The sequence below is a fragment of the Promicromonospora kroppenstedtii genome (assembly GCF_044389675.1).
GTDB lineage: Bacteria > Actinomycetota > Actinomycetes > Actinomycetales > Cellulomonadaceae > Promicromonospora > Promicromonospora kroppenstedtii.
This window is the reverse complement of sequence record NZ_JBIRYI010000007.1, coordinates 317,823-338,861: the sequence shown is the minus strand read 5'-3', so window position 1 is coordinate 338,861 and position 21,039 is coordinate 317,823. Positions and strand designations below refer to the sequence as shown.

General features: G+C 71.9%; 21 protein-coding genes and 1 tRNA gene. 12 read left to right on the top strand and 10 right to left on the bottom strand.

Annotation, left to right across the window (positions count from 1 at the left end; genetic code table 11):
- Positions 1 to 251, bottom strand: a 251-nt coding sequence (locus ACH47X_RS13820) for an ATP-binding cassette domain-containing protein (protein ID WP_397405129.1), incomplete at its 3' end; no start/stop codon positions are given.
- A gap of 151 nt (positions 252 to 402) precedes the next feature.
- Positions 403 to 2,727, bottom strand: coding sequence for a trehalose-phosphatase (otsB, locus tag ACH47X_RS13815; protein ID WP_397405127.1), 2,325 nt, complete (start codon positions 2,725 to 2,727; stop codon positions 403 to 405).
- A 175-nt stretch (positions 2,728 to 2,902) separates the two neighbouring features.
- Between otsB and ACH47X_RS13810 the strand changes: the two genes are divergently transcribed.
- The 4 genes from ACH47X_RS13810 (at position 2,903) to ACH47X_RS13795 (ending at position 6,308) form a co-directional block, all read left to right on the top strand.
- A complete protein-coding gene (locus ACH47X_RS13810; RefSeq protein WP_397405125.1) occupies positions 2,903 to 4,696 on the top strand; it encodes a protein kinase domain-containing protein in 1,794 nt (597 codons plus the stop codon).
- Positions 4,697 to 4,816: 120 nt separating this feature from the next.
- Positions 4,817 to 5,650, top strand: a complete 834-nt coding sequence (locus ACH47X_RS13805; RefSeq protein ID WP_397405123.1) for a DsbA family protein — start codon at positions 4,817 to 4,819, stop codon at positions 5,648 to 5,650.
- A gap of 287 nt (positions 5,651 to 5,937) precedes the next feature.
- Positions 5,938 to 6,153, top strand: a complete 216-nt coding sequence (locus tag ACH47X_RS13800) for a hypothetical protein (protein WP_397405121.1) — start codon at positions 5,938 to 5,940, stop codon at positions 6,151 to 6,153.
- Between the two features lie 79 nt (positions 6,154 to 6,232).
- A tRNA-Thr gene (locus ACH47X_RS13795) sits at positions 6,233 to 6,308 on the top strand.
- A 40-nt stretch (positions 6,309 to 6,348) separates the two neighbouring features.
- Here the strand turns inward: ACH47X_RS13795 and ACH47X_RS13790 are convergent.
- Positions 6,349 to 7,578 carry a CynX/NimT family MFS transporter gene (locus ACH47X_RS13790; RefSeq protein WP_397405119.1) on the bottom strand — a complete coding sequence of 410 codons (1,230 nt, stop codon included), beginning with the start codon at positions 7,576 to 7,578 and terminating at the stop codon, positions 6,349 to 6,351.
- Between the two features lie 48 nt (positions 7,579 to 7,626).
- On the opposite strand from ACH47X_RS13790, the gene ACH47X_RS13785 reads away from it, so the two are divergent.
- Complete coding sequence (locus ACH47X_RS13785; RefSeq protein WP_397405117.1) at positions 7,627 to 8,310, top strand: FadR/GntR family transcriptional regulator; 684 nt, start codon at positions 7,627 to 7,629, stop codon at positions 8,308 to 8,310.
- Between the two features lie 16 nt (positions 8,311 to 8,326).
- Here ACH47X_RS13785 and ACH47X_RS13780 read toward each other — a convergent pair whose 3' ends face one another.
- The 3 genes from ACH47X_RS13780 to ACH47X_RS13770 form a co-directional block, all read right to left on the bottom strand.
- Complete coding sequence (locus tag ACH47X_RS13780) at positions 8,327 to 8,875, bottom strand: TetR/AcrR family transcriptional regulator (protein WP_397405115.1); 549 nt, start codon at positions 8,873 to 8,875, stop codon at positions 8,327 to 8,329.
- Between the two features lie 38 nt (positions 8,876 to 8,913).
- Positions 8,914 to 10,446, bottom strand: coding sequence for an MFS transporter (locus ACH47X_RS13775; RefSeq protein ID WP_397405113.1), 1,533 nt, complete (start codon positions 10,444 to 10,446; stop codon positions 8,914 to 8,916).
- Positions 10,447 to 10,579: 133 nt separating this feature from the next.
- Entirely contained in the window at positions 10,580 to 11,431 is an 852-nt protein-coding gene (locus ACH47X_RS13770; protein ID WP_397405111.1) for an SGNH/GDSL hydrolase family protein, read from the bottom strand.
- 154 nt (positions 11,432 to 11,585) lie between these two features.
- Between ACH47X_RS13770 and ACH47X_RS13765 the strand changes: the two genes are divergently transcribed.
- From ACH47X_RS13765 to groL, 6 genes are all read left to right on the top strand, one after another.
- Positions 11,586 to 12,248: a uracil-DNA glycosylase gene (locus ACH47X_RS13765; RefSeq protein WP_036964092.1), complete on the top strand. Its 663-nt coding sequence runs from the start codon at positions 11,586 to 11,588 to the stop codon at positions 12,246 to 12,248.
- A gap of 62 nt (positions 12,249 to 12,310) precedes the next feature.
- A complete protein-coding gene (locus ACH47X_RS13760) occupies positions 12,311 to 12,664 on the top strand; it encodes a DUF3263 domain-containing protein (RefSeq protein WP_142040458.1) in 354 nt (117 codons plus the stop codon).
- Positions 12,665 to 12,706: 42 nt separating this feature from the next.
- A complete protein-coding gene (locus tag ACH47X_RS13755; RefSeq protein ID WP_397405109.1) occupies positions 12,707 to 13,342 on the top strand; it encodes a LytR C-terminal domain-containing protein in 636 nt (211 codons plus the stop codon).
- A gap of 205 nt (positions 13,343 to 13,547) precedes the next feature.
- A complete protein-coding gene (locus ACH47X_RS13750) occupies positions 13,548 to 13,751 on the top strand; it encodes a cold-shock protein (protein WP_036964095.1) in 204 nt (67 codons plus the stop codon).
- 228 nt (positions 13,752 to 13,979) lie between these two features.
- Positions 13,980 to 15,494: a phytoene desaturase family protein gene (locus ACH47X_RS13745; protein ID WP_397405107.1), complete on the top strand. Its 1,515-nt coding sequence runs from the start codon at positions 13,980 to 13,982 to the stop codon at positions 15,492 to 15,494.
- Between the two features lie 202 nt (positions 15,495 to 15,696).
- Entirely contained in the window at positions 15,697 to 17,325 is a 1,629-nt protein-coding gene (groL, locus tag ACH47X_RS13740) for a chaperonin GroEL (protein ID WP_036959313.1), read from the top strand.
- A gap of 108 nt (positions 17,326 to 17,433) precedes the next feature.
- Here the strand turns inward: groL and ACH47X_RS13735 are convergent, their stop codons facing one another.
- Positions 17,434 to 17,658 carry a WXG100 family type VII secretion target gene (locus tag ACH47X_RS13735; protein ID WP_397405146.1) on the bottom strand — a complete coding sequence of 75 codons (225 nt, stop codon included), beginning with the start codon at positions 17,656 to 17,658 and terminating at the stop codon, positions 17,434 to 17,436.
- Here ACH47X_RS13735 and ACH47X_RS13730 point away from each other — a divergent pair.
- Entirely contained in the window at positions 17,624 to 17,764 is a 141-nt protein-coding gene (locus tag ACH47X_RS13730; RefSeq protein ID WP_397405150.1) for a hypothetical protein, read from the top strand. The two genes, ACH47X_RS13735 and ACH47X_RS13730, sit on opposite strands and share 35 nt — an antisense overlap.
- Positions 17,765 to 17,887: 123 nt before the next feature.
- On the opposite strand, the gene ACH47X_RS13725 is transcribed toward ACH47X_RS13730, so the two are convergent.
- The 3 genes from ACH47X_RS13725 to ACH47X_RS13715 all read right to left on the bottom strand — a co-directional run bounded on the left by ACH47X_RS13725 (position 17,888) and on the right by ACH47X_RS13715 (position 20,975).
- Positions 17,888 to 18,592, bottom strand: coding sequence for a hypothetical protein (locus ACH47X_RS13725; protein WP_397405105.1), 705 nt, complete (start codon positions 18,590 to 18,592; stop codon positions 17,888 to 17,890).
- 150 nt (positions 18,593 to 18,742) lie between these two features.
- Entirely contained in the window at positions 18,743 to 20,257 is a 1,515-nt protein-coding gene (locus ACH47X_RS13720; RefSeq protein WP_397405103.1) for a sensor histidine kinase, read from the bottom strand.
- Positions 20,250 to 20,975, bottom strand: coding sequence for a response regulator transcription factor (locus ACH47X_RS13715; RefSeq protein WP_026366019.1), 726 nt, complete (start codon positions 20,973 to 20,975; stop codon positions 20,250 to 20,252). Before ACH47X_RS13715 ends, ACH47X_RS13720 begins: the two co-directional genes overlap by 8 nt.
- Between the last annotated feature and the right edge of the window lie 64 nt (positions 20,976 to 21,039).

The window sequence follows — 21,039 nt, the reverse complement described above, 5'->3', positions numbered from 1 at the left end:
TGGAAGACCATCGCGATGTCGCGGTCCTTGGGCTGCACGTCGGTGACGTCGCGGTCACCGATGAAGATGTGCCCGCCGTTGACGTCCTCCAGACCCGCGAGCATGCGCAGGGACGTGGACTTGCCGCAGCCGGACGGGCCGACGAGGACGAGGAACTCGCCGTCCTCGATCTCCAGGTTCAGCTGGTCGACGGCCGGGCGCTCCGTGCCCGGGTAGACGCGCGTCGCGTGGTCGAAAGTGACCGTAGCCATGAGAAAACATCCCTCCACCGGCAGGTACGTGCCGGACGATCCGTTGTGGTCGGGTGCCGTTGCTTCCACTGACGTGTCGGCGGTGACACTGTTGCAGCGCGATCGTACCCCGGTTGGTCAAGGTCGCGGTACAGACCAGGTCACAGGCAGGTCACTCCTCGCCCAGGGTGCGGGCGAGACCGGCCAGGACGGCGGCGAGCGCGTCGGGGTCGGGCACGCGGTGGGACGCGAGGGTGTCGCCGGTGCCGACCTTGATCGTCAGGTCGCCGGACTCCAGCGCGCCGAAGGCCGCCTCGTCGGTGGTGTCGTCGCCCGCGTACAGCACGCGGACCTTCTCGACGCCCAGCTCGGCCGCCACGGTGCCGCGCAGGCGGCGCAGCGCCTCGCCCTTGCTCGTGGGCACCACCGAGACCTCGACCACGTCCTTGCCGTGCATGGCGGGCAGTCCCTGGTTGGCGGCCACCTCGTCGGCGGCCACCGTGATGGCCGCGGCGTCGTCCACGCTCGCCAGGCGCGTGTGCACGACGGCGGCGGCGGGCTTGACCTGTACCCACGCCCCCTCCCGGCCCGAGACCGCGGACTCGAAGCCCGCCACGAGCGCGTCGAGCTGGCCGGACTGGGTGGTCGTCAGGCGGAACGGCACCTGCTCGACGCCGGAGCTGGTGGCCCGGCCGGCCTCGGCACCGTGGCTGCCCACGAGGAACGTGCCCTCGGGGGCCACCGTGCGCTCGGCGAGGTCGGACAGGTCGCGCCCGGAGACGAACGCGAGGCGCACCGGGGCCTCGTGCGTGAGGGCGTGCAGCTGCTCGATCGCGGCCCGGGCCGCACGGGTCATGGCGGACGCCTTGGGGTCGTCGACCAGGGGCGCGAGCGTGCCGTCGAAGTCGGAGGCGAGCAGCCAGCCGGTCGTCGGCTTCTTGCGCCGCCCGTTGCCGTTGCTCATCCGGGCCAGGCCCTTGGCGGGCACGCCCTCCGGCAGGGTCGTGAACGCCGTGAGCGCGTCGCGGAGGTTGTGGTGGCGGGGCTCCGCGGCGCGCGGGTCCACGCTGAGCGGCCGGGGCGGCACCGCGGTGAGCACTCCCAGGAAGGTCTCGGACCACTTGGCGACGTCGTCCGCGAGAACCTTGCGGCGCAGGCGGCGCATGCGGCGGCGCTGCTCCTTGGGGTCCATGGTCGCGGCGGCCACGATGATGTCCTTCATGCCGTCGATGTCGTGCGGGTTGACCAGCAGGGGGCCGGGGGAGAGCTCGTCGGCGGCACCGGTGAACTCGCTCAGCACCAGGGCGCCCCGCTCGTCGGAGCGGGCGGCGATGTACTCCTTGGCGACCAGGTTCATGCCGTCGCGCAGCGAGGTGACCAGCAGCACGTCCGCCGCGAGGTAGAGCGCGGCCATCTCCTCGGGCGGGTAGGAGTGGTGCAGGTAATGGATCGCGGAGTGGCCCAGCTCGCCGTACTCGCCGTTGATGCGGCCCACGAGGACCTCGACGTGCTCGCGGAGCTCCTGGTAGGCGCCCACGTTCTCGCGGCTCGGGCTGGCGACCTGCACGAGCGTGGCGTGCTCGACGTCGAGGCGGCCGTCGTCGAGCAGCTCGCCGTACGCCTTGATGCGGTGCCGGATGCCCTTGGTGTAGTCGAGGCGGTCCACGCCCAGCATCAGCGTGTCCGGGTTGCCGAGGTCGGCCTTGATCTCCTTGGCGCGGGCCTGCACCTCGGGCGTGCGCGCCAGGGTGTCGAACCGGTGGGAGTCGATCGAGATGGGGAACGACGACGCCCGCACGTGCCGGCCGGGCCGCCCGTCGGCGTCCGGGATGGTGATCACGGGGCCGCGGGTGGTGTAGCCCGTCAGCCGGCGGGCGGACCGCACGAAGTTCGCGGCGTCGCCGTTGCGCTGGAAGCCCACGAGGTCAGCGCCCAGCAGGCCGTCGATGATCTGCCGCCGCCACGGGAGCTGCGCGAACAGCTCGACCGGGGGGAACGGGATGTGGTCGAAGAACCCGATGCGCAGGTCCGGGCGCAGGTCGCGGAGCATGCGGGGGACGAGCTGGAGCTGGTAGTCGTGCACCCAGACGACGGCGCCCTCGGCGGCCTGCTCGGCGGCGGCGTCGGCGAAGCGCTGGTTGACTCGGCGGTAGGCGTCCCACCACTGCCGGTGGTAGGCGGGCGGGGCGATGACGTCGTGGTAGAGCGGCCAGAGGGTGTCGTTGGAGAACCCCTCGTAGTAGCGCTCGATCTCGGTGGCGCTCAGCGTGACCGGCACCAGCATGACGCCGTCCGCCTCGAAGGGCTCGTGCGCCAGGTCCGGGGCGCCGGACCAGCCGACCCAGGCGCCGTCCGCGCCGTGCATCACCGGTTCCAGGGCTGTGACCAGGCCTCCTGGCGACCTCTGCCAGGTGAGGCCACCGTCTGGGCCGACCGTGAAGTCGACCGGGAGCCGGTTCGCGACGACGACCAGATCGTACCCGTCTTTACCCGGCAATGTACTGCTCCTTATGTGTGGAAGATTCTATCTGTGCAGTGTCAAGAGTAGCGAGGTCTCTTCCCTGCTCAGAGTAACGAGGTCGGCTCCCACTCGAACGCCGGTGCGCCGCAGTGCTGGTCAGAGCCTGGATGTTGGCGGGCGTCCGCCGTCCGCGACGGCTACGGTGTGCCTCATGGAGGAGGTGGAGGCGTCGATCGCGCCCCTGCCCGGCTCCGGCCCCGCTGCCGGTTCGAAGCTGGGCGGTTACACGGTCGTGCACGAGATCGGGTCCGGCGCCATGGGCGCCGTCTACCGTGCCCTGGACGACGGCGGCAACGCCGTCGCCCTCAAGATGCTGCACCGCCACCTCGACGACCCCGCGGCTCGCGAACGGCTGCGCCGCGAGGCCACCGCGCTGCAGGGCCTGCGCCACCCGGCCGTCGCCCGCGTGCTGGACGCCGAGCTCGACGGCGCGGACGCGTTCATCGTCACCGAGCTCGTCGAGGGCCCCACCCTCGAGGAGGAGATCGACGCCCGCGGGCCGCTCGACCCCCGGGACCTCTTCGAGCTCGCCGACCAGCTCGCCGACGCCCTCGAGGCCGTGCACGGCACCGGCGTCGTGCACCGCGACCTGACCCCCTCCAACGTGCTCATCGCGCGCACGGGGCCCGTCCTCATCGACTTCGGGCTCGCGCAGGGTCCCGGCGACCCACGCGCCACCCGGACCGGGTTCGTCATGGGCACCCCCGGCTACCTCGCCCCCGAGCTGCTCGACGGCGCCGAGCCCGGCCCCGACACCGACTGGTGGTCCTGGTCCGCGGTGCTCGCGTTCGCCGGCACCGGCCGCGCGCCGTTCGGCGTGCGGCCCACCGAGCTCGTGCTGCGGCGCTCGCGGCAGGGCCAGGCCGACCTCGACGGGCTGGAGCCGCGCGCCGGCCGGGCGCTCGCCGCCGCCCTGAGGGCCGTGCCCGCCGAGCGCTGGGGGCCCAACGAGGTGGCGCGGGCGCTGAAGGCCGAGTCGGAGGCGTTTGTTGCGGCCACGTCCGGCGGCGACGACTCCAGGACCGCGGAGCTCGACTCCGCCGCCGACGGGACCATCGTGGTCGGCGGCGAGGGCTCGACCCGCGTCATGCCGAAGGGACTGCTGCCCCGCAGGCGGCCGGTGTCCGCCGCGGCCGGCGGGGCCGGCGTCGGGGCGGCCGCCGGAGCCGCCGCGGCCGCGCGCAACCCCGTCGGTGGCGTCAGCGACCTGGCGCAGGCTCCCAGGGGCCGGTCGGTCACGGGGCGGGCCGTGGGCTCGCCCGGGCCTGGTGCACTGCCGGCGCCGTCCCTCGTCCCGGAGCAGGCCGGCCCTGCGCGCGTCACCGGCTACCGGGTGCTGTTCCTGACCCTCACCCTCGCGCTCGTGACGCTCGCCGCCACGCGGCCCGGTGTCGCCGTCATCGTGTTCGTCGTGCTCCTGATCGTGACCCGGCTGGCCGGCATCGCGGTCGAGGAGTTCCGCGGCCGCCGGGAGCGGCGCGGGCCGAGCCGTGCCGACGCGCTGGTGGCGACGCTGCTCTCCCCGTGGCACCTGGTGCGTGCCGTGTTCGGCGTGCTGCCCGCCGCGGCCGTCGGCCTCTGCGCCGGGGTGATCGTGGTGCTGCTGGGGCTCATGCTGTTCGCGCCCGGCAACGTGATCATCGCCCCCATCCCGACGGTCGAGGCCAGGTCGGTGGGCGGCATGAACCAGCCCATCGTCGACAGCCTGGTGCTCGGTGTCGCGATGCTGGTCACGGTGGTCGTGACGTGGTGGGGACCGGCGTCGTACGGGACGCGGCTCGGGGCCGGGCCCTTGCTGCGCAGGATCGCCCCGACGAAGGGCACGAAGACCATCGTGACGCTGGTCGTGCTGGCGCTCGCGCTGCTCGCGGCGGTGCCCCTGTTCGGCAGCCCGGTGGACATCCACTGGTGGCCGCTGGGCGACCGGCCCGCCGTCACCTGGTGACGCCCGACCGGGTGTCGGGAACGTACAGAAACGTTCAGCAGTCTCCCAGCGGACGCTAGTAGGCTGGGTGAAGGCGCGTCCCGCGCCTCGCCCCATTGGCCCGCATCTCGAAGGACCCCGATGTCGACGAATCAGACCAAGGCACAGCGCCGAGACGCGGCCCGTGCCGAGGCCCTTGCCCTCCAGAAGAAGCAGCAGTCCAGCGAGAAGCGCAACCGTGTGATCGTGCTGAGCGTGCTCGCTCTTGCGGTCATCGGCCTGGTCGTGGCGGTCGTGCTGATTCTCAACGAGGGCCAGAAGACCCCCATGGAGAAGGTGGACAACGTCCCGGCGGGCGTCGTCCAGGACACCGGCATCCCGGTGGGCGCCGACGGTGCCGCGGGCACCACGAACGAGGGCGCGAAGACGCTCGACGTCTACGTCGATTACATGTGCCCCATCTGCGGCCAGTTCGAGCAGATCAACAACGCGAGCATCGCCGAGATGCGCGAGGCCGGTGACATCACGCTCGTCGTGCACCCGGTCGCGATCCTCGACCGCGCCTCGCAGGGCACCGAGTACTCGACGCGTGCCGCGTCCGCGGCGGCGTGGGTCGCTGACCGGGCGCCCGAGCAGTTTTCCGCCTTCAACGACGCGCTCTTCGCGAGCCAGCCGGCCGAGAACACCGCCGGTCTGTCCGACGAGCAGATCGCCCAGGTCGCCGAGCAGGCCGGCGTCCCGGCCGACGTCGCCGCGGGGATCGCCGACGGCGACGCGACGAGCACTTTCGAGGAGTGGGTCACGGCCTCGACAGAACGCGCCAAATCTGACCCGGACCTTGCTGGCGATGCAGGATTCGGCACTCCGCGACTTCAGATCGACGGCGAACTGTGGGGCACGCAGAACGAGTGGCAGGCTCCTGGTGCACTGGAGACGGCCCTCATGGGAGACGATACTGCGGGTAACGAGAACTAACGAGAACTGGTCGCAGTTGCTGCATCTACAGAGCCCCCAGGTTGCTGGCCTTGGGGGCTCTGGGTGTTTTTCGTTGCGCTGAGCATGTCCGCCATGTATCAATAACTTGTTCGCATAGGGCGAACTAGTCAAATGGGGCAAGGCGGCGCAGTGTGCGGACGCCTGCGGCTTGGAGGTCCATGATGGGTAGCCTGCGGAGAATCGGTGGCGTGATGGTTGCGCTAGGGCTTGCGTTCGGAGGGCTGGCTTTCGCTGCTCCTTCGGCGTCGGCGGCAAGCTGTGGGTCGGTGGCCGTCTACTCCGACAACGGGATCGTGATGAAGGTCGTGCAGTCCTGCTCGAGTGGCGCCAAGGTGAAGTACACGGCTGACTGCGTCTGGCCGGCGGCCGCTGTCACCAAGACCGTGACTTTCCCGACGGGAGGAGCCTCGATGATCACCACGATGCCTGCGTGCTGGTCGGGCACCCGTGGGACAGTGAAGGCGCAGCTTCTCAACCCGTGATGGGTGTGTTGCACGTCAGGTGAGTGGCTGCTCTTGTCTGCCGGGTGTGGGTTAGGATCGGCCGAGCATAGGTAGGCAGGCCGCCTTAGCTCAGCTGGTAGAGCTCCCGCCTTGTAAGCGGAAGGTCGTCGGTTCGAACCCGACAGGCGGCTCCAGAGGCCCGGGATCCGAGCGGTCCCGGGCCTTTGTGCTGCGTCAGACGAACCGGCTCCGGCCGGCGAGCGCGCCGAAGACCATCTGGGCCGCCAGCACCGCCAGAAGCATGGCCAGCGGGACGAACCAGCTACCCGTGACGTCGTGCAGCAGGCCGAACAGGAACGGGCCGAGCGCGGCGAAGAGGTACCCGAAGCCCTGCGCCATGCCGGACAGGCGGGCGGTGTCGGCGCCGGTCCGTGCACGCAGCGCGATCACGGTCAGGGCCAGGGAGAACACGCTCATGCCCAGGCCGGCCAGCAGGCTCCACAGCAGCGGCGACCAGGCCGGGGCCAGCATCAGCCCGGCGGTCCCGGCGACGCCCAGGACGCTGAGCGCGATGATCCACCCACTCTGCCCGCGACCGCGCGCGGCCAGCGGGGCGACGAACAGGCTGATCGGCACGGCGACGAGCGAGACCAGGCCCATCAGCAGCCCGGCCTCGGAGCGGGGCACACCGGCGTCCATCAGGACCTGGGGGAACCAGCCCATGGCGGCGTACGCGTAGAACCCCTGGAGGCCGAAGAAGCCGGTGACGATCCAGGCCAGGCGGTTGCGCAGCAGCGAGCGGCCGCCGTCGGCGGTCTCGGGCCGTCGGGGCGCCCGGCCCGACCCGCGGGCCGCGACGAGCCACACCAGCAGCGCGACGACGGCCAGCACCGCCCAGGCGCCCAGTGCCGGGCGCCAGCCGCCGAACGCGTCGCCGAGCGGCGGGGTCACGGCCGACCCGAGGGCGCCGCCGCCCTGCAGGGCCGCGGTGTAGACGCCGGTCATGAGGCCGATGCGCGCCGGGAAGGAGTCCTTGATGACGACGGGGATCAGCACGTTGACCAGGGCGATCCCGGCGGTGGCGATCAGCGTGCCGCCGAGCACCACGGCCGGCCCGTCGATCACGCGCAGCACGAGCCCGCCGGCGAGCGTGGTCAGCGCGACCGCGATGGCGGCGCCGACCCCGGCCCGGCGGGCCAGCAGCGGGGCAACGAGGCCCGCGCCGGCGAAGCACAGCGTCGGCAGCGTCGTGAGCACGCCCGCCCAGACCGCGGACACCCCCAGGTCGAGGCGCATCTCCTCGAGCATCGGGCCGACGCCGGTGATGGCCGGGCGCAGGTTGAGGGCGACGAGCACCACGGCGACCGCGAGCAGCGCCCCGGCGGCGACCACGCCCGGCGTCCGGATCTCCACGGCGCCGTCCAGCTCGGCTTCCAGTCCAGGTCCACTGTGTTCGACGCGCATGACCGCTACGATGGCATACGTAGGATGATTGGACGAAAGGATTCCACTGTGCCGTTGGCCACCACGCACCGGGTCGGTCTCGTCGACCAGGTCATCGAGCAGCTGCGGACCGCCGTCCGGGACGGCGAGTGGCCGATCGGTGAGCGCATCCCCACCGAGCCCGAGCTCTGCGAGCAGCTCGGCGTCGGCCGCAACACCATCCGCGAGGCCGTGCGGGCGCTCGCGCACACGGGCCTGCTGGAGGTTCGTCAGGGGGACGGCACCTACGTGCGCGCCACGAGCGAGGTGTCCGGCGCGATCCGCCGGCTCGCCGGGTCGGAGCTGCGCGAGGTGCTGCAGGTGCGGCGCACCCTTGAGGTCGAGGGTGCCCGGCTCGCCGCCACCGAGCGGACCGAGGAGGAGGTCGCCGACCTGCGCGCCCTGCTCGGCCGCCGCGCCACCGAGCTGGCCGAGGGGCGCTGGGAGGACTTCGCGCGGACGGACGCTGAGTTCCACGGGGCCGTGGTCCGCGCCGGGCACAACGGGCTGCTGACGGAGCTCTACCTGGGGCTGACGGAGGTCATCACCGCGAGCGTCGCCGCGACGTCCGCCATCACGCCTGGCGTCGAGCACGCGCCCGAGATCGGCCACGAGGACCTGGCCGACGCCATCGCCGAGCGGGACGCGGAGCGGGCCGTCGCCGAGGCCTGCGGCTTCCTGGACGAGCTCCTGGCCCGCGTCGAGGGCTCCTGAGCCCGGGCCTGCGGCCTCAGGCCCCTGGCGCCTCGGCCACGGCCCGCGCCAGGTGCTCCGCGACGGCGCGGCGCTGGGTGTCCGGCATCGACCGGTAGGCGAGCGACTCGAACATCCACAGCCCGTCGGCGGCGAGACGGGCTACCAGCAGGGACAGTGCGGTGGGGTCGGTCTCGGCGCCGTCGGGCACAGGTGCCCACCGCTCCAGGACGGCGCTCCAGGGTGCGGCCCACTCGGGGCGGGTGGCGGCCTCCAGCATGAGCTGCAGCTCCGCGCGGGTCGCGGACTCGGCGCTCACGCGGATGTACGCGGCCAGCCGCTCGCCGGCGGTGAGCTCGTCGGCCGGGTGGCCGGCGTCCGCCTCCAGCGTCCCCTCCCACCGCTCGGCCAGGTGCTCGTGGATGGCGACGAGCAGCCCCTCGCGGGAGGGGAAGTGGTACATGATCCCGCCGCGGGTCAGCTCGGCCTCGGCCGCCACGGAGTCGAAGGTCACGGCCGTGACGCCCTCGCGCTGGACCAGGCGCACGGCGGATTCGAGGATGCGGTCGCGGTTGCTCGGTCGCACGGGGTCTCCTGCGGGGCTGCGTCGCGATAGGGGGTGGTTCAGTGTCCCGAACCGTAGGCGGACGATGCCGACCCCGGCCCGTAGGACCGCAGCAGCACCGTGGTGACGATAGCGCCGAGCGCCAGGACCCCGACGCAGATCACCATGACCACCCAGTAGCTGTTCCCGAAGGCGACGAAGGCGGCGTCCAGCACCTCGGGTCCGGTGCCCTCGGCGGTCAGGGCGTCGCTCATGGACCTCGCCGCCGCGGGCGGCGCGCCGTCGGGCAGCCGGACGGTCACGGTGTAGATCGTGGTCAGCAGCGAGCCGAGCAGGGAGACGGCGGCCAGGCTGCCGAACTCGTAGGAGACTTCCTCCACGGAGGACGCCATGCCCGCCCGGCGGGCGGGCACGTTGCCGATGATCGCGGTGGACGCGACCGACATCGCGGCCCCGAGCCCGAGGCCGGTCACCAGCAGGCCCCCGAGCAGCCACCACATGCCCTGCTGCACGCCGTACAGCGTGCCGGCCACGCCGACGGCGCCCACGGCCAGCCCGCCGCCGATCAGCACCCGCAGGCCCACGACATGGAGGAACGCACCGGCCAGCAACGAGGAGGGCAGGGAGCCGAGGGCGATCGCGGCCACCAGGAGCCCCGCCTCGAGCGGGGTGAACCCGGCCACGAGCTGGAACCGCTGCGTCGTGGCGAGCTGCAGGCCGCCCATCGCGAACATGGCGATCGCGGCCGCCAGGACCCCGGACGAGAACGCGGGGTTGCGGAAGATCGCCAGATCGAGCAGCGGGAACGGCAGCTTGCGCTGCCGGCGTACGAAGACGAACCAGCCCACGGCCGTCACGGCGGCCGCGCCGAGAATGACGGTCCCCGAGCGGTCGGCCTTCGCGACCTCCTTGATGAGCACCACCAGCCCGACCAGGGTGACCAGGGCCTGTACGGACGAGACGAAGTCCCAGCGGGTCCCGGGGTGCGGCTCGTCCTGCGGTGCGACGGCGAGGCCGACGATGACGGCCAGGACGACCACCGGCACGTTGATCAGGAAGATCGAGCCCCACGCGAAGTGCGCCAGCAGGAGCCCACCGACGATCGGCCCGAGGGCGCCGCCCACCACCGACAGGCTGCCCCAGACGCTGATCGCGATGTTGCGCTCGCGCTCGTCCGTGAAGGTCACGCGGATCAGCGCGAGCGTGGCCGGCATCATCGCCGCGGCGCCGACGGCGAGCAGCCCGCGCGCCGCGATCAGCACCTCGGGCGTGGGCGCCGTCGCGGCCAGGAAGGACGCGAACCCGAAGACCACCAGCCCGGCGATGAACATGCGCCGGTGGCCGAACCGGTCGCCCAGCGTGCCCGAGCCGAGCAGGAGGCCCGTCATCACCAGGGGATAGGCGTTGATGATCCACAGGCTCTCGCTCCAGCTCGCGTCGAGCTCGCGCGTGAGGGTCGGCAGCGCCGTGAAGAGGATCGAGTTGTCCAGGGTGATCAGCAGCAGGCCGGTGCCGACGGTGACCAGAAGGGTCCAGCGTCGTCCGGTGCCGAGCTGGGACGTGCCCGCACTGCGCGGAGGGCTCATCGTCATGGTTGTAAATGTACCATCTAGAAGGTTAAGTTACGCGGCCAGGGTGGGGGCATGGAGACGTCAGAAGCCCCTCGGCGCGAGCACCGAGAGGCTTCTGAGATTCACCCTCGAAGTGTAGGGCCGGGTGAAGGTTCTACGCGCGCGGCCAGGCGCCCGGCGTCGGCCACTTCGCGGAGCGGCCGTCGCCGCTGGAGGTGCCGGTCAGGCGGCGCTTGACCCACGGGCCCACGTGCTGGCGCATCCAGGCGGCGTTGGCGCGGGCCGTCTCCCGGAAGGCCGCCGGCGGGGCGGCGTCGAGCGGCACGTCGTAGGCGTCGTCGTCCGGCTCCAGGCCCAGCGCGACCAGGGCGGCGTTGGCCACCCGCTGGTGCCCCTCGGGCGTGAGGTGGATGCGGTCGGAGGACCAGACGCGCAGGTCGGCCAGCGACCGCATGCCCCACAGGTCCACGACGTGCGCGTCGTACCGCCGGGCGATGGACCAGACGTTCGCGTTGAAGATGCCGACCCGGCCGTTGGTCCAGCTCAGCGCGGCCCCGGCCTTGAACCCGGTGCCCATCAGGACGTCGGCGCCGGAGGCACGGAGCTGGGCGACGGCGTCCTCCAGCGCGGCCGAGATCGCGTCCACGTCGGCCGTGGCACGCAGGATGTCGTTGCCGCCCGCGACCAGGGACACGAGGTCCGGCTTCGCGTCGAGCGTCGCGCCGAGCTGCTCGGCGACGATAGGGCGCAGCTTGCGGCCGCGGATGGCGAGGTTCGCGTACTCCAGCGGGTCCTCGCCCGCCGCGATGCGGCGTGCGGACAGCGCGGCGGCGAGGTTGTCCGCCCAGCCACGCTGCACGTCCGGCGCGTCGGGATAGGGGTCCCACAGGCCCTCCGTGAAGGAGTCGCCCATGGCGACGTACCGCGTCCAGCGGACGGGGGCGGTCGCGGTGGGGGAGGTGGAGGGGCCTTCCGGTTCTGGGGTCGTCGCGCTCACGTTCCTCATTGTTGCGCCAACCCGGTGAAGAGTCGTCACAAGTGGGTGTGTCGGGCAGCACAGGCGGTCGCTGTCAGTGGGTCCCGGTAACCTCCTGAACGTGGAGACCATCGTGAACCCGACACCCCCTGCCGACGCCGCCGCTGCCGCTGGCCGGCCTCCGTTGTCGCAGGTCATCGCGCCGGACTGGGCCGAGGCCCTGGCCGACGTCGAGCCCCGTATCCATGCCATGGGCGACTTCCTGCGCAACGAGGTCGCCGAGGGGCGTACCTACGTCCCGGCGGGGGAGAACGTGCTCGCCGCGTTCAAGCGTCCGCTGGCCGACGTGCGCGTGCTGATCGTGGGCCAGGACCCGTACCCGACGCCCGGGCACGCCATGGGCCTGTCCTTCTCGGTGCAGCCGGACGTGCGCCCGGTGCCGCGGTCGCTCGTCAACATCTACAAGGAGCTGCAGGACGACCTCGGCCTGCCCATCCCGGGCAACGGCGACCTGCGGCCCTGGGCCGACCAGGGTGTGATGCTGCTGAACAGGACGCTCACCTGCCGCCCCGGCTCGTCGGACTCGCACGCGGGCAAGGGCTGGGAGGAGGTCACGGAGGCCGCCATCCGCGCGCTCGTGGCTCGCGGCGGCCCGCTCGTCGCGATCCTGTGGGGCGCCAAGGCGCGCAACCTCAAGGCGTGGCTCGGGGACGTCCCCGTGGTCGAGAGCGCGCACCCGTCGCCCCTGTCGGCGCGCAGCGGCTTCTTCGGGTCCAAGCCCTTCTCGCGGGCCAACGCGCTTCTCGAGCAGCAGGGCGCCCAGCCGGTCGACTGGCGTCTGCCGTAAGGGCGCGGCCCAGCCTTGGCGCCGGCGGAACGCCGGCGTGGACGACGTGAGTAAGGACTCAGGTGGACGACAGGAACATGCTCCCGGGCTACGGCGAGCAGATCGGCGAGACGCTGGTCGCGCACGTGGAGGCACCCGCTCCCGAGGCCGCGGGCGCCGACCAGGGCCTTTCGGACCGGGACCGCGAGATCCTCGCGTTCGAACGCCAGTGGTGGAAGTACGCCGGCGCCAAGGAGGAGGCGGCGCGTGAGCTGTTCGGGCTCACGGCCACGCGCTACTACCAGGTTCTCAATACGCTGATCGACTCCCCGGCGGCGCTGGAGCACGACCCGATGCTGGTCAAGCGCCTGCGCAGGCTCCGCTCGACCCGGCAGCGAGCACGCCCAGCACGGCGGTTGGCGGATGAGAACCACTGAGAAGGCACCGTTCTGTCACAACAACCCGCTACTCTCTCTGCCGTGACGAAGAGTGGCTACCCCTACCCGCCCGACGAGTTCGACGTCGCTGTCCCCGGGGGCGCACCAGTGGGTGTGCACCGTGCGCCGCGCAGCGGCTGGAGCTCGGCCTGGCCGTTCCTGCTGGTCGCCGTAGTCTGCGCCGCCGTGGCGTGGGGTGGCATCACGCTGCTGTCCGGGGACGGTGGTGGCGCCGAGGCATCGGGCGACCCGTCAACCTCGGCCTCCGCGCCGGCCTCCCCGTCAGCCTCCGCGTCGGGTGAATCCTCGGGTGAACCTTCGGGCGAGCCCAGTGGGGAGCCGTCCGGCGAGTCTTCCGAGGAGGCGCCTTCGTCGGTGACCGGCGACCCGGCAAAGGCGGACCTGACCGCAGGGGTGCAGGTGCTCAACTCGGGCGGGCCCACCGGCGCCGCCGGGACCGCCGCGGAGACGATCATCGCAGCCGGCTTCACCGGCACCGTCGACGCCGCCGACGACACAGCGGGCCTCGGCCAGGGCTACACGGAGACGACGGTGCTGTACGGCGCGACGCGCGCGGACACCGCCGCGGCCGTCGCGCAGGCGATCGGCGCGACGTCCGCCATCGAGTCGGCAGAGGTCACGTCGTCGCCGTACGCGGTCATCGTCATCATCAAGTAACGCGTCGGTTGATGTTGCCAACCGGTACCACCAGCCTGATATTCGCTTCCCTGGCTATCTCCGTAGCCCTCTGACCTGCACGTTCGCCATGCGCTTAATGCCACATACCGGGCATAGAGGGTTCCCTGGTGTGAGACGGACCACTAGGCTCGAACCACCACGGGTCGACCGCATGGCCCGTGCAGAGGTACAAGGAGAACTACGCATGGCCCAGGGCACCGTCAAGTGGTTCAACGCCGAGAAGGGGTATGGCTTCATCACCCCGACTGCCGGCGGCCAGGACCTTTTTGTTCACTACAGTGCGATCCAGAGTGACGGCTACCGGTCCCTCGACGAGGGTCAGGAAGTCGAGTACGAGGTGGGGCAGGGACAGAAGGGTCCGCAGGCAGAGCAGGTTCGTCCGCTCTGATTCGATGGGACGACGGGTGGGACAGGCCCACCCGTCGCCCGCCACCCCCCTCGATGGATGCTGGGACCCAGACCCCGGCGTCCGCACTGGACGGTCGATGACGACTGGTACCGCACGATGTCGGACGACGATGCCCGACGCCATCGAGCAGCCGCCCGTACCGCGGCTGCTCGCTCTGGTTCCCGCCCGGCACCCCCAGCCCAGCGAGCACCATGATTCGATGGGTCGGTGACGCTCCTCGACGCCGTAGTGGTGGGCTCCGGCCCGAACGGGCTGGCAGCCGCGGTGACGCTCGCGCGCGCCGGGCTCGGGGTCCGGGTCCTGGAGGCCCAGCCGACGGCCGGCGGAGGCGCGCGCACGCTCCCCGTCCCCGAGCTCGCCGACGACCTCGTCTTCGACCTCTGCTCCGCCGTGCACCCCATGGCGTGGGCCTCGCCGTTCTTCCGTGCCTTCGACCTGGGCGCGCACGGTGTGGAGCTCGTCGCGCCCGAGATCGCCTACGCCCAGCCGCTCGGCGGCGGGCGCGCAGGCCTCGCCTTCCGTGACCTCGACCGGACGGCGGACGGCCTGGGGCCGGACGGCGACGCGTGGCGCGACCTGATCGCACCCCTCGCCGACAGCTGGCGCGAGGTCACCGCGCTCGCGCTCGGGGACAAGCGGACCGTGCGCGGCATGCTGGAGGGCGTGCGCGGCGGGCCGGCGTCGTCGGCGTGGGGCGCCGCCTCGGCGGTGCGTCCCGGTCTGCGGTTCGGCGCCGCGCTCCTGGAGCAGGGCGGCCCGCGCTGGGACCGGCGGTTCCTCACCGAGGAGGCCAAGGCGCTGCTCACCGGCGTCGCGGCGCACGCGATCACACCACTCCCGTCGTACGCGGGCGCGGGCACGGCTCTGCTCCTGGCGGCCCTCGCGCACGCCGACGGCGGCTGGGCCGTCCCGGTGGGCGGCTCACAGGCGGTTACCGACGCCCTCGTCCGTGACCTGGAGGCGCACGGTGGCACCATCGAGACCGGGCGGGCCGTCGAGGACTGGCACGACCTGCCGCCTGCCCGCGCCGTCCTCTTCGACACCACCCCGCGGGCCGTGCTGTCGATCATGGGCGACCGGATCAGCGTGCCGCGACGGGCCGCCCTGCGCCGGTTCCGCTACGGCAACGCGGCCGCCAAGGTCGACTTCGTGCTGTCGGAGCCCGTGCCCTGGACGGTGCCGGACGTCGGGCGCGCGTCGACCGTGCACGTCGGAGGTACCCGCGCCGAGATGGTCATCGCGGAGGACGCCGTCGCGAACGGGACGCACCCCGACCGGCCGATGGTCCTGCTCAGCGACCCGGGCGTCGCCGACCCGGGGCGCGTGCGCGGCAACAGGCGGCCGCTGTGGACCTACGCCCACGTGCCCGCCGGCTCGACGCAGGACCTCACCGAGGCGGTCACCCGGCAGATCGAGCGGTTCGCGCCAGGTTTCCGCGACGTCGTCGTCGGCTCGCGGTGCATACCGGCCAGCCACATGGAGCTGCACAACGCGAACTACCCGGGCGGTGACATCTCCTCGGGGGCCGCCAGCATCTGGCAGATGTTCGCCCGGCCGACCCCGGCGCCCGACCCGTACCAGCTGGCCGAGGGTGTGTACCTCTGCTCGGCGTCGACCCCGCCCGGACCGGGCGTGCACGGCATGGGCGGGTGGCACGCGGCGCGCCGGGCGCTGCTGCGGGAGTTCGACATCCGGCACGTCCTGGGGCTGGCGCCCGCGTAGGGCCCGCGTTCGCCCCCGGAGTACGCGCCTTGCACTCTCATGGTCCGAGTGCCAATAATGTCTTAGCACTCTCCGTTGGAGAGTGACAGCAGGGTCGAATGGTGAGGCCTCCTGCCGTGGCGAGACGTGATCGCTCCGGCGGTGGCCGTCCGTCGCGGGCACCGGCCGGCCTGGACAAGCCACCAGCGGAGGATTCATCCCCATGGCCAAGATCATCGCCTTCGACGAGGAAGCTCGTCGGAGCATGGAGCGCGGGCTCAACCAGCTCGCCGACACCGTGAAGGTCACGCTCGGCCCGAAGGGCCGCAACGTCGTTCTGGACAAGAAGTGGGGCGCCCCCACGATCACGAACGACGGTGTCTCCATCGCCAAGGAGATCGAGCTCGACGACCCGTACGAGAAGATCGGTGCGGAGCTCGTCAAGGAGGTCGCCAAGAAGACGGACGACGTCGCGGGTGACGGCACCACCACCGCCACCGTGCTCGCCCAGGCGCTCGTCAAGGAGGGCCTGCGTGTCGTTGCCGCCGGCGCCAACCCGATCGCCGTCAAGCGCGGCATCGAGAAGGCCGTCGAGGCCGTCACCGAGCAGCTGCTGAACGCTGCCAAGGAGATCGAGACCAAGGAAGAGATCGCTGCCACGGCCGCCATCTCGGCCGGCGACCCGGCGATCGGCGAGCTCATCGCCGAGGCCCTCGACAAGGTGGGCAAGGAAGGCGTCATCACCGTCGAGGAGTCGAACACCTTCGGCCTCGAGCTCGAGCTCACCGAGGGCATGCGCTTCGACAAGGGCTTCCTCGCCCGCTACTTCGAGACGGACCCCGAGCGCCAGGAGGCCGTGCTCGAGGACCCGTACGTCCTGATCGTCGAGTCGAAGATCTCGAACGTCAAGGACATGCTGCCGCTGCTCGACCAGGTCATGAAGTCGGGCAAGTCGCTCCTCATCATCGCCGAGGACGTCGAGGGCGAGGCCCTGGCGACCCTGGTGCTGAACAAGATCCGTGGCACCTTCAAGTCCGTCGCCGTCAAGGCCCCGGGCTTCGGCGACCGCCGCAAGGCCATGCTGCAGGACATCGCGATCCTCACCGGCGGCCAGGTCATCACCGAGACGGTGGGCCTCAAGCTGGAGAACGCGACGCTCGAGGAGCTCGGCCAGGCGCGCAAGGTCGTCGTCACCAAGGACGAGACCACGATCGTCGAGGGTGCCGGCGACGCCGACCTCATCGCCGGTCGCGTGAACCAGATCCGCAGCGAGATCGACAAGTCCGACTCGGACTACGACCGCGAGAAGCTGCAGGAGCGCCTCGCCAAGCTGGCCGGCGGCGTCGCCGTCATCAAGGCCGGTGCGGCCACCGAGGTGGAGCTCAAGGAGCGCAAGCACCGCATCGAGGACGCCGTTCGCAACGCGAAGGCCGCCGTCGAGGAGGGCATCGTCGCCGGTGGTGGCGTGGCCCTCATCCAGGCCGGCGCCGTCGCGTTCCCGAAGCTGGAGCTCGAGGGCGACGAGGCGATCGGCGCCACGATCGTGCGTGCCGCGATCGACGCCCCGCTCAAGCAGATCGCCATCAACGCCGGCCTCGAGGGCGGCGTCGTGGCGGAGAAGGTGCGCAACCTTCCCTCCGGTCAGGGCCTGAACGCCGCGACCGGCGTCTACGAGGACCTGCTCGCCGCGGGCGTCAACGACCCGGTCAAGGTGACCCGCTCGGCGCTGCAGAACGCTGCGTCGATCGCCGCGCTGTTCCTCACCACCGAGGCCGTCGTCGCCGACAAGCCGGAGCCCGTTGGCGCCCCGGCCGGCGACCCGTCCGGTGGCATGGGCGGCATGGACTTCTGAGTCCGGCCTGACCCCCTCGGGCTCCGGCCCGGGAATCTGTCCGACGCCGGTCGGTCAACCTCTCACGCGGAGGGTGACCGGCCGGCGTCGGCCTTTTCGCGGGCGGCGTCAGGAGAACATGCGAGTGGCCGCCGCCTCGGCCTCCGCGTAGGTGCGGGCGGCGGCCGCCAGCGCGGCCTGGATCGCGTCCAGCGCGCCCTCGACCTGCGCCTGCGCGCCCCGCCACTGCGCCACCGTGCCGCCGAACGCCGCGGCGGCGGGTCCTTGCCACGTCGCCTGGAGGGCGTCGAGGTTGCGCATGAGCGCCCCCACCTCCGTGCGCACCGTCGCCACCGAGCCCGCCACCGCCGCGCTCGCCTGCTCCACCTGGTCGCTGTCCACCTCGAACCGCATGGCCCTCACCTCCCCGCGCGCCGGGCCGTCCGGCGTCGTCACCTGACGTTAGGCACCCGGCCGGCGCCGGCGGGGCGGCGCCGGGCAGGGCTGTGCACAGGGGTGTGGAAAGCGGGGGTGTGGTCGCGCTCGAACCACTGCGGGGCCGTGCGGAGGGTCTGGCCGGCGCTCAGGCCGTGTCGAGCTTCGCCTGCTCCTTGCGCAGCCGGTGCAGCTCCATGTCCAGGTTCTGCCGCGCGGGCTCCTCCCACGCGGCGCCCATGGGGCTCAGGAAGAGCGACTTGCGGGCGAGCAGCCGCTCGATCACGCGGATCCGGGCGCGGAGGTAGTCCTCGGCGGGAATGTGCGCGTACTCGGCGCGCACCGCGGACTTGTAGTCCTTGTAGCGCTGCGGCTCGGCGGCGAGCATCGCGAGGTCGGCGTCGTTGAGCACCGCGGCGTCGAAGTCCGCGGGGTCGGGCGCGTGCCGGACGATGGCGTTGACCAGGGCCGCGACCCGGTCCGCCGCTCGCTCGGGCACCCCGAGCCGGGTCAGCTCGTCGTGCGCCAGCATCGCGGAGGCCGTGGTCTGCTCGCCGCCCTGCGAGGCGTCGGCGACCTTGCGCTCCGCGTTGAACACCGCACCGTGGTACCAGGCGGCGAGGCGCACCAGGTCCGGCTCGTGCGTCTCCTCGGCCAGCTCGTCCACGCGGTGCAGCACGGAGGCCAGGTGGCGCAGGTTGTGGAAATGCCGGTGCTCGTCGGCCCAGCGCTCCAGGAGCGACTGGCCGACCTCCTCGATCGAGTCGGTGTCCGCCGTGGCCCCCGCGCCCACCGCGCTCCGGACGAAGGACTTGAGGAACCACTGCGGCGCGTCAGACGTCAGCACGCCCATGTGAACTCTGCCTTACGGTCGATGTCGGTCACTCCACGACCAGCCTATTACTGAAACGGTCAGCGGCGGCTACCGCTGTCACGGGATCGTGATCACGGTTCGGCACCGAGGTGTCAGACAGGTCACCCGGTGGCCGGTACGCCTGACGCCTCAGAGAGGGAGGGTGAGGCGGACCGTCAGGCCACCGCCCGGGGTCTGCGCCACCTCGACGTGCCCGCCGTGCGTGCCCACGATCGCCGCGACGATAGCCATCCCGAGCCCGGAGCCGCCCGACTCGCGGGTGCGCGACGAGTCCGCGCGGTAGAACCGCTCGAAGATCCGCCGGCCCTGCTCCTCGGTGAGGCCCTGGCCGTGGTCGCGCACCTCGAGCACGGCCACGCCGCCGGGCGACGGCTTGTCGCTGCCCGGGGGGCGCTCGCCGTTCTCGCCGGTCTTCGCGCTGCCGTTCGCACCCGCCGTCCCGGGCCGCACGCCCAGCGCGATCTCGGCGGGCGTACCCGCAGGCGTGTGCCGCGCGACGTTGCCGATGAGGTTGGTGAGGACCTGGCGCAGGCGATCCGTGTCGCCCTCGACGATCAGCTTCTCGGGCACGCTGCCGCCCTTCAGGAGCGGCACCACGGTGACCTCGCGCGTCGGGTCGAGCGCGTGCAGGTCCTGGGCCGAGTCGCGCGCGAGGGCGGCCAGGTCGACGTCCTCCCGGGCCACGGGGCGGCCCTCGTCCAGCCGGGCCAGCACCAGCAGGTCGTTGACCAGCGTGCCCATGCGGCGGGCGGCGTCCTCGATGCGGACCATCGTGTCGTCGACCTTGTCCGCGGTGTCGAGGGCGCCCATCCGGTACAGCTCGCCGTAGCCGCGGATCGTCGCGACGGGCGTGCGCAGCTCGTGCGACGCGTCCGAGACGAACTGCCGCATCCGCACCTCCGACGCCTCCTGCGCCGCGAAGGCTCGCTCGATCTGCGTCAGCATGGCGTTCAGCGAGGTGGAGAGCGAGCCCATCTCCGTGCCCGCAGGGGCCTCCGGGACGCGCTGGCTGAGGTCGCCCGCGGCGATCTGCGCGGCCGTGTGCTCCACCGACCGCAGCGAACGGAGCGACCGTTCGACCAGCACCCAGGCGGTCAGCCCGCCGAGCAGCACGATGCCGAGGCCGGACATGATCAGGGTGCGGGTCAGGATCGAGACGGTGTTGTCCATACCGACCAGGGGAAGCGCGACGTAGACGACCGCGGGCTCGCCGGTCGTGTACTGCGCGGCCACGGTGACGACGCGCCAGTTCTTGGTGCCGGCTCCGTTGCTCTTCCCGGACGTCGTGAACTCCTCGCCCTTGCTCGCGGCGGCCTCCTCGTACGTGACGTCCGGCAGCTCGGGTCTGCCGAACCGGAGGATGGCGGAGACCCCGTGCTCCTCGGGCTCGCTCTGCTCGCCCACGATCTTGACGTAGTAGTCGGAGGGCAGCGCCTGCGTGGACCCCGGCTGGAGGGAGTCGATGGTCGACGACAGGTTGCGCGAGGCCGAGTCCAGCTCGTCGTCCACCTGCTGCACGAGGAAGGTCGAGACAACCGTCGTCGTCGCGACCGCCGCTATGCCCAGCCCCGCCGCCAGGAGCAGCGAGATGATCGCGACGAGCCGTGCGCGCAGGGGGATGCCGGCGAGGCGCTCCTTAAGCACGGACGGGCTGCGGGGCGCGCAGCAGGTACCCGACTCCCCGCTTGGTGTGAATCAGCGGGGGCAGGGTCTCGCCCCCGACCTCGAGCGTGTCGATCTTGCGCCGCAGGTACGAGATGTAGGACTCGACGATGTTCGCGTCGCCGCCCCAGTCGTACTGCCACACGTGGTCCAGGATCTGCGCCTTGGACAGGACCCGGCCGGAGTTGAGCATGAGGTAGCGCAGCAGCTTGAACTCGGTGGGGGACAGGTCCACCTCGACGCCGGCCCGGCGCACCTCGTGCGAGTCCTCGTCCATCTCCAGGTCGCCGACGTGCAGCACGGCCTCCTCCTCGGGGGCGGGCACGCCCGTGCGGCGCAGCACCGCGCGGATCCGGGCCACGACCTCCTCCAGGCTGAACGGCTTGGTCACGTAGTCGTCGCCGCCCACGGTCAGGCCCTGCACCTTGTCCTGCGTGTCGTCCTTGGCGGTCAGGAAGACGACGGGGGTGTGCCGGCCGGTCGCCCGCATGCGTCGGGTGACCGTGAAACCGTCCATGTCCGGGAGCATCACGTCGAGCACCACGAGGTCCGGCTCGACGTCGCGGACCAGCTGGAGCGCCCCGTTGCCGTCCGCGGCGGCATGGACCTCGAAGCCCGCGAAGCGGAGGGAGGTGGACAGGAGCTCGCGGATGTTCGGTTCGTCGTCCACGACGACCAGACGCGCCTCGGGAGTAGCCATGTTTCCAGTGTGCGACCGCTTCCTGAAGACTGCCTGAGTTTCGCCCGGGAAATCGCCCGGACCG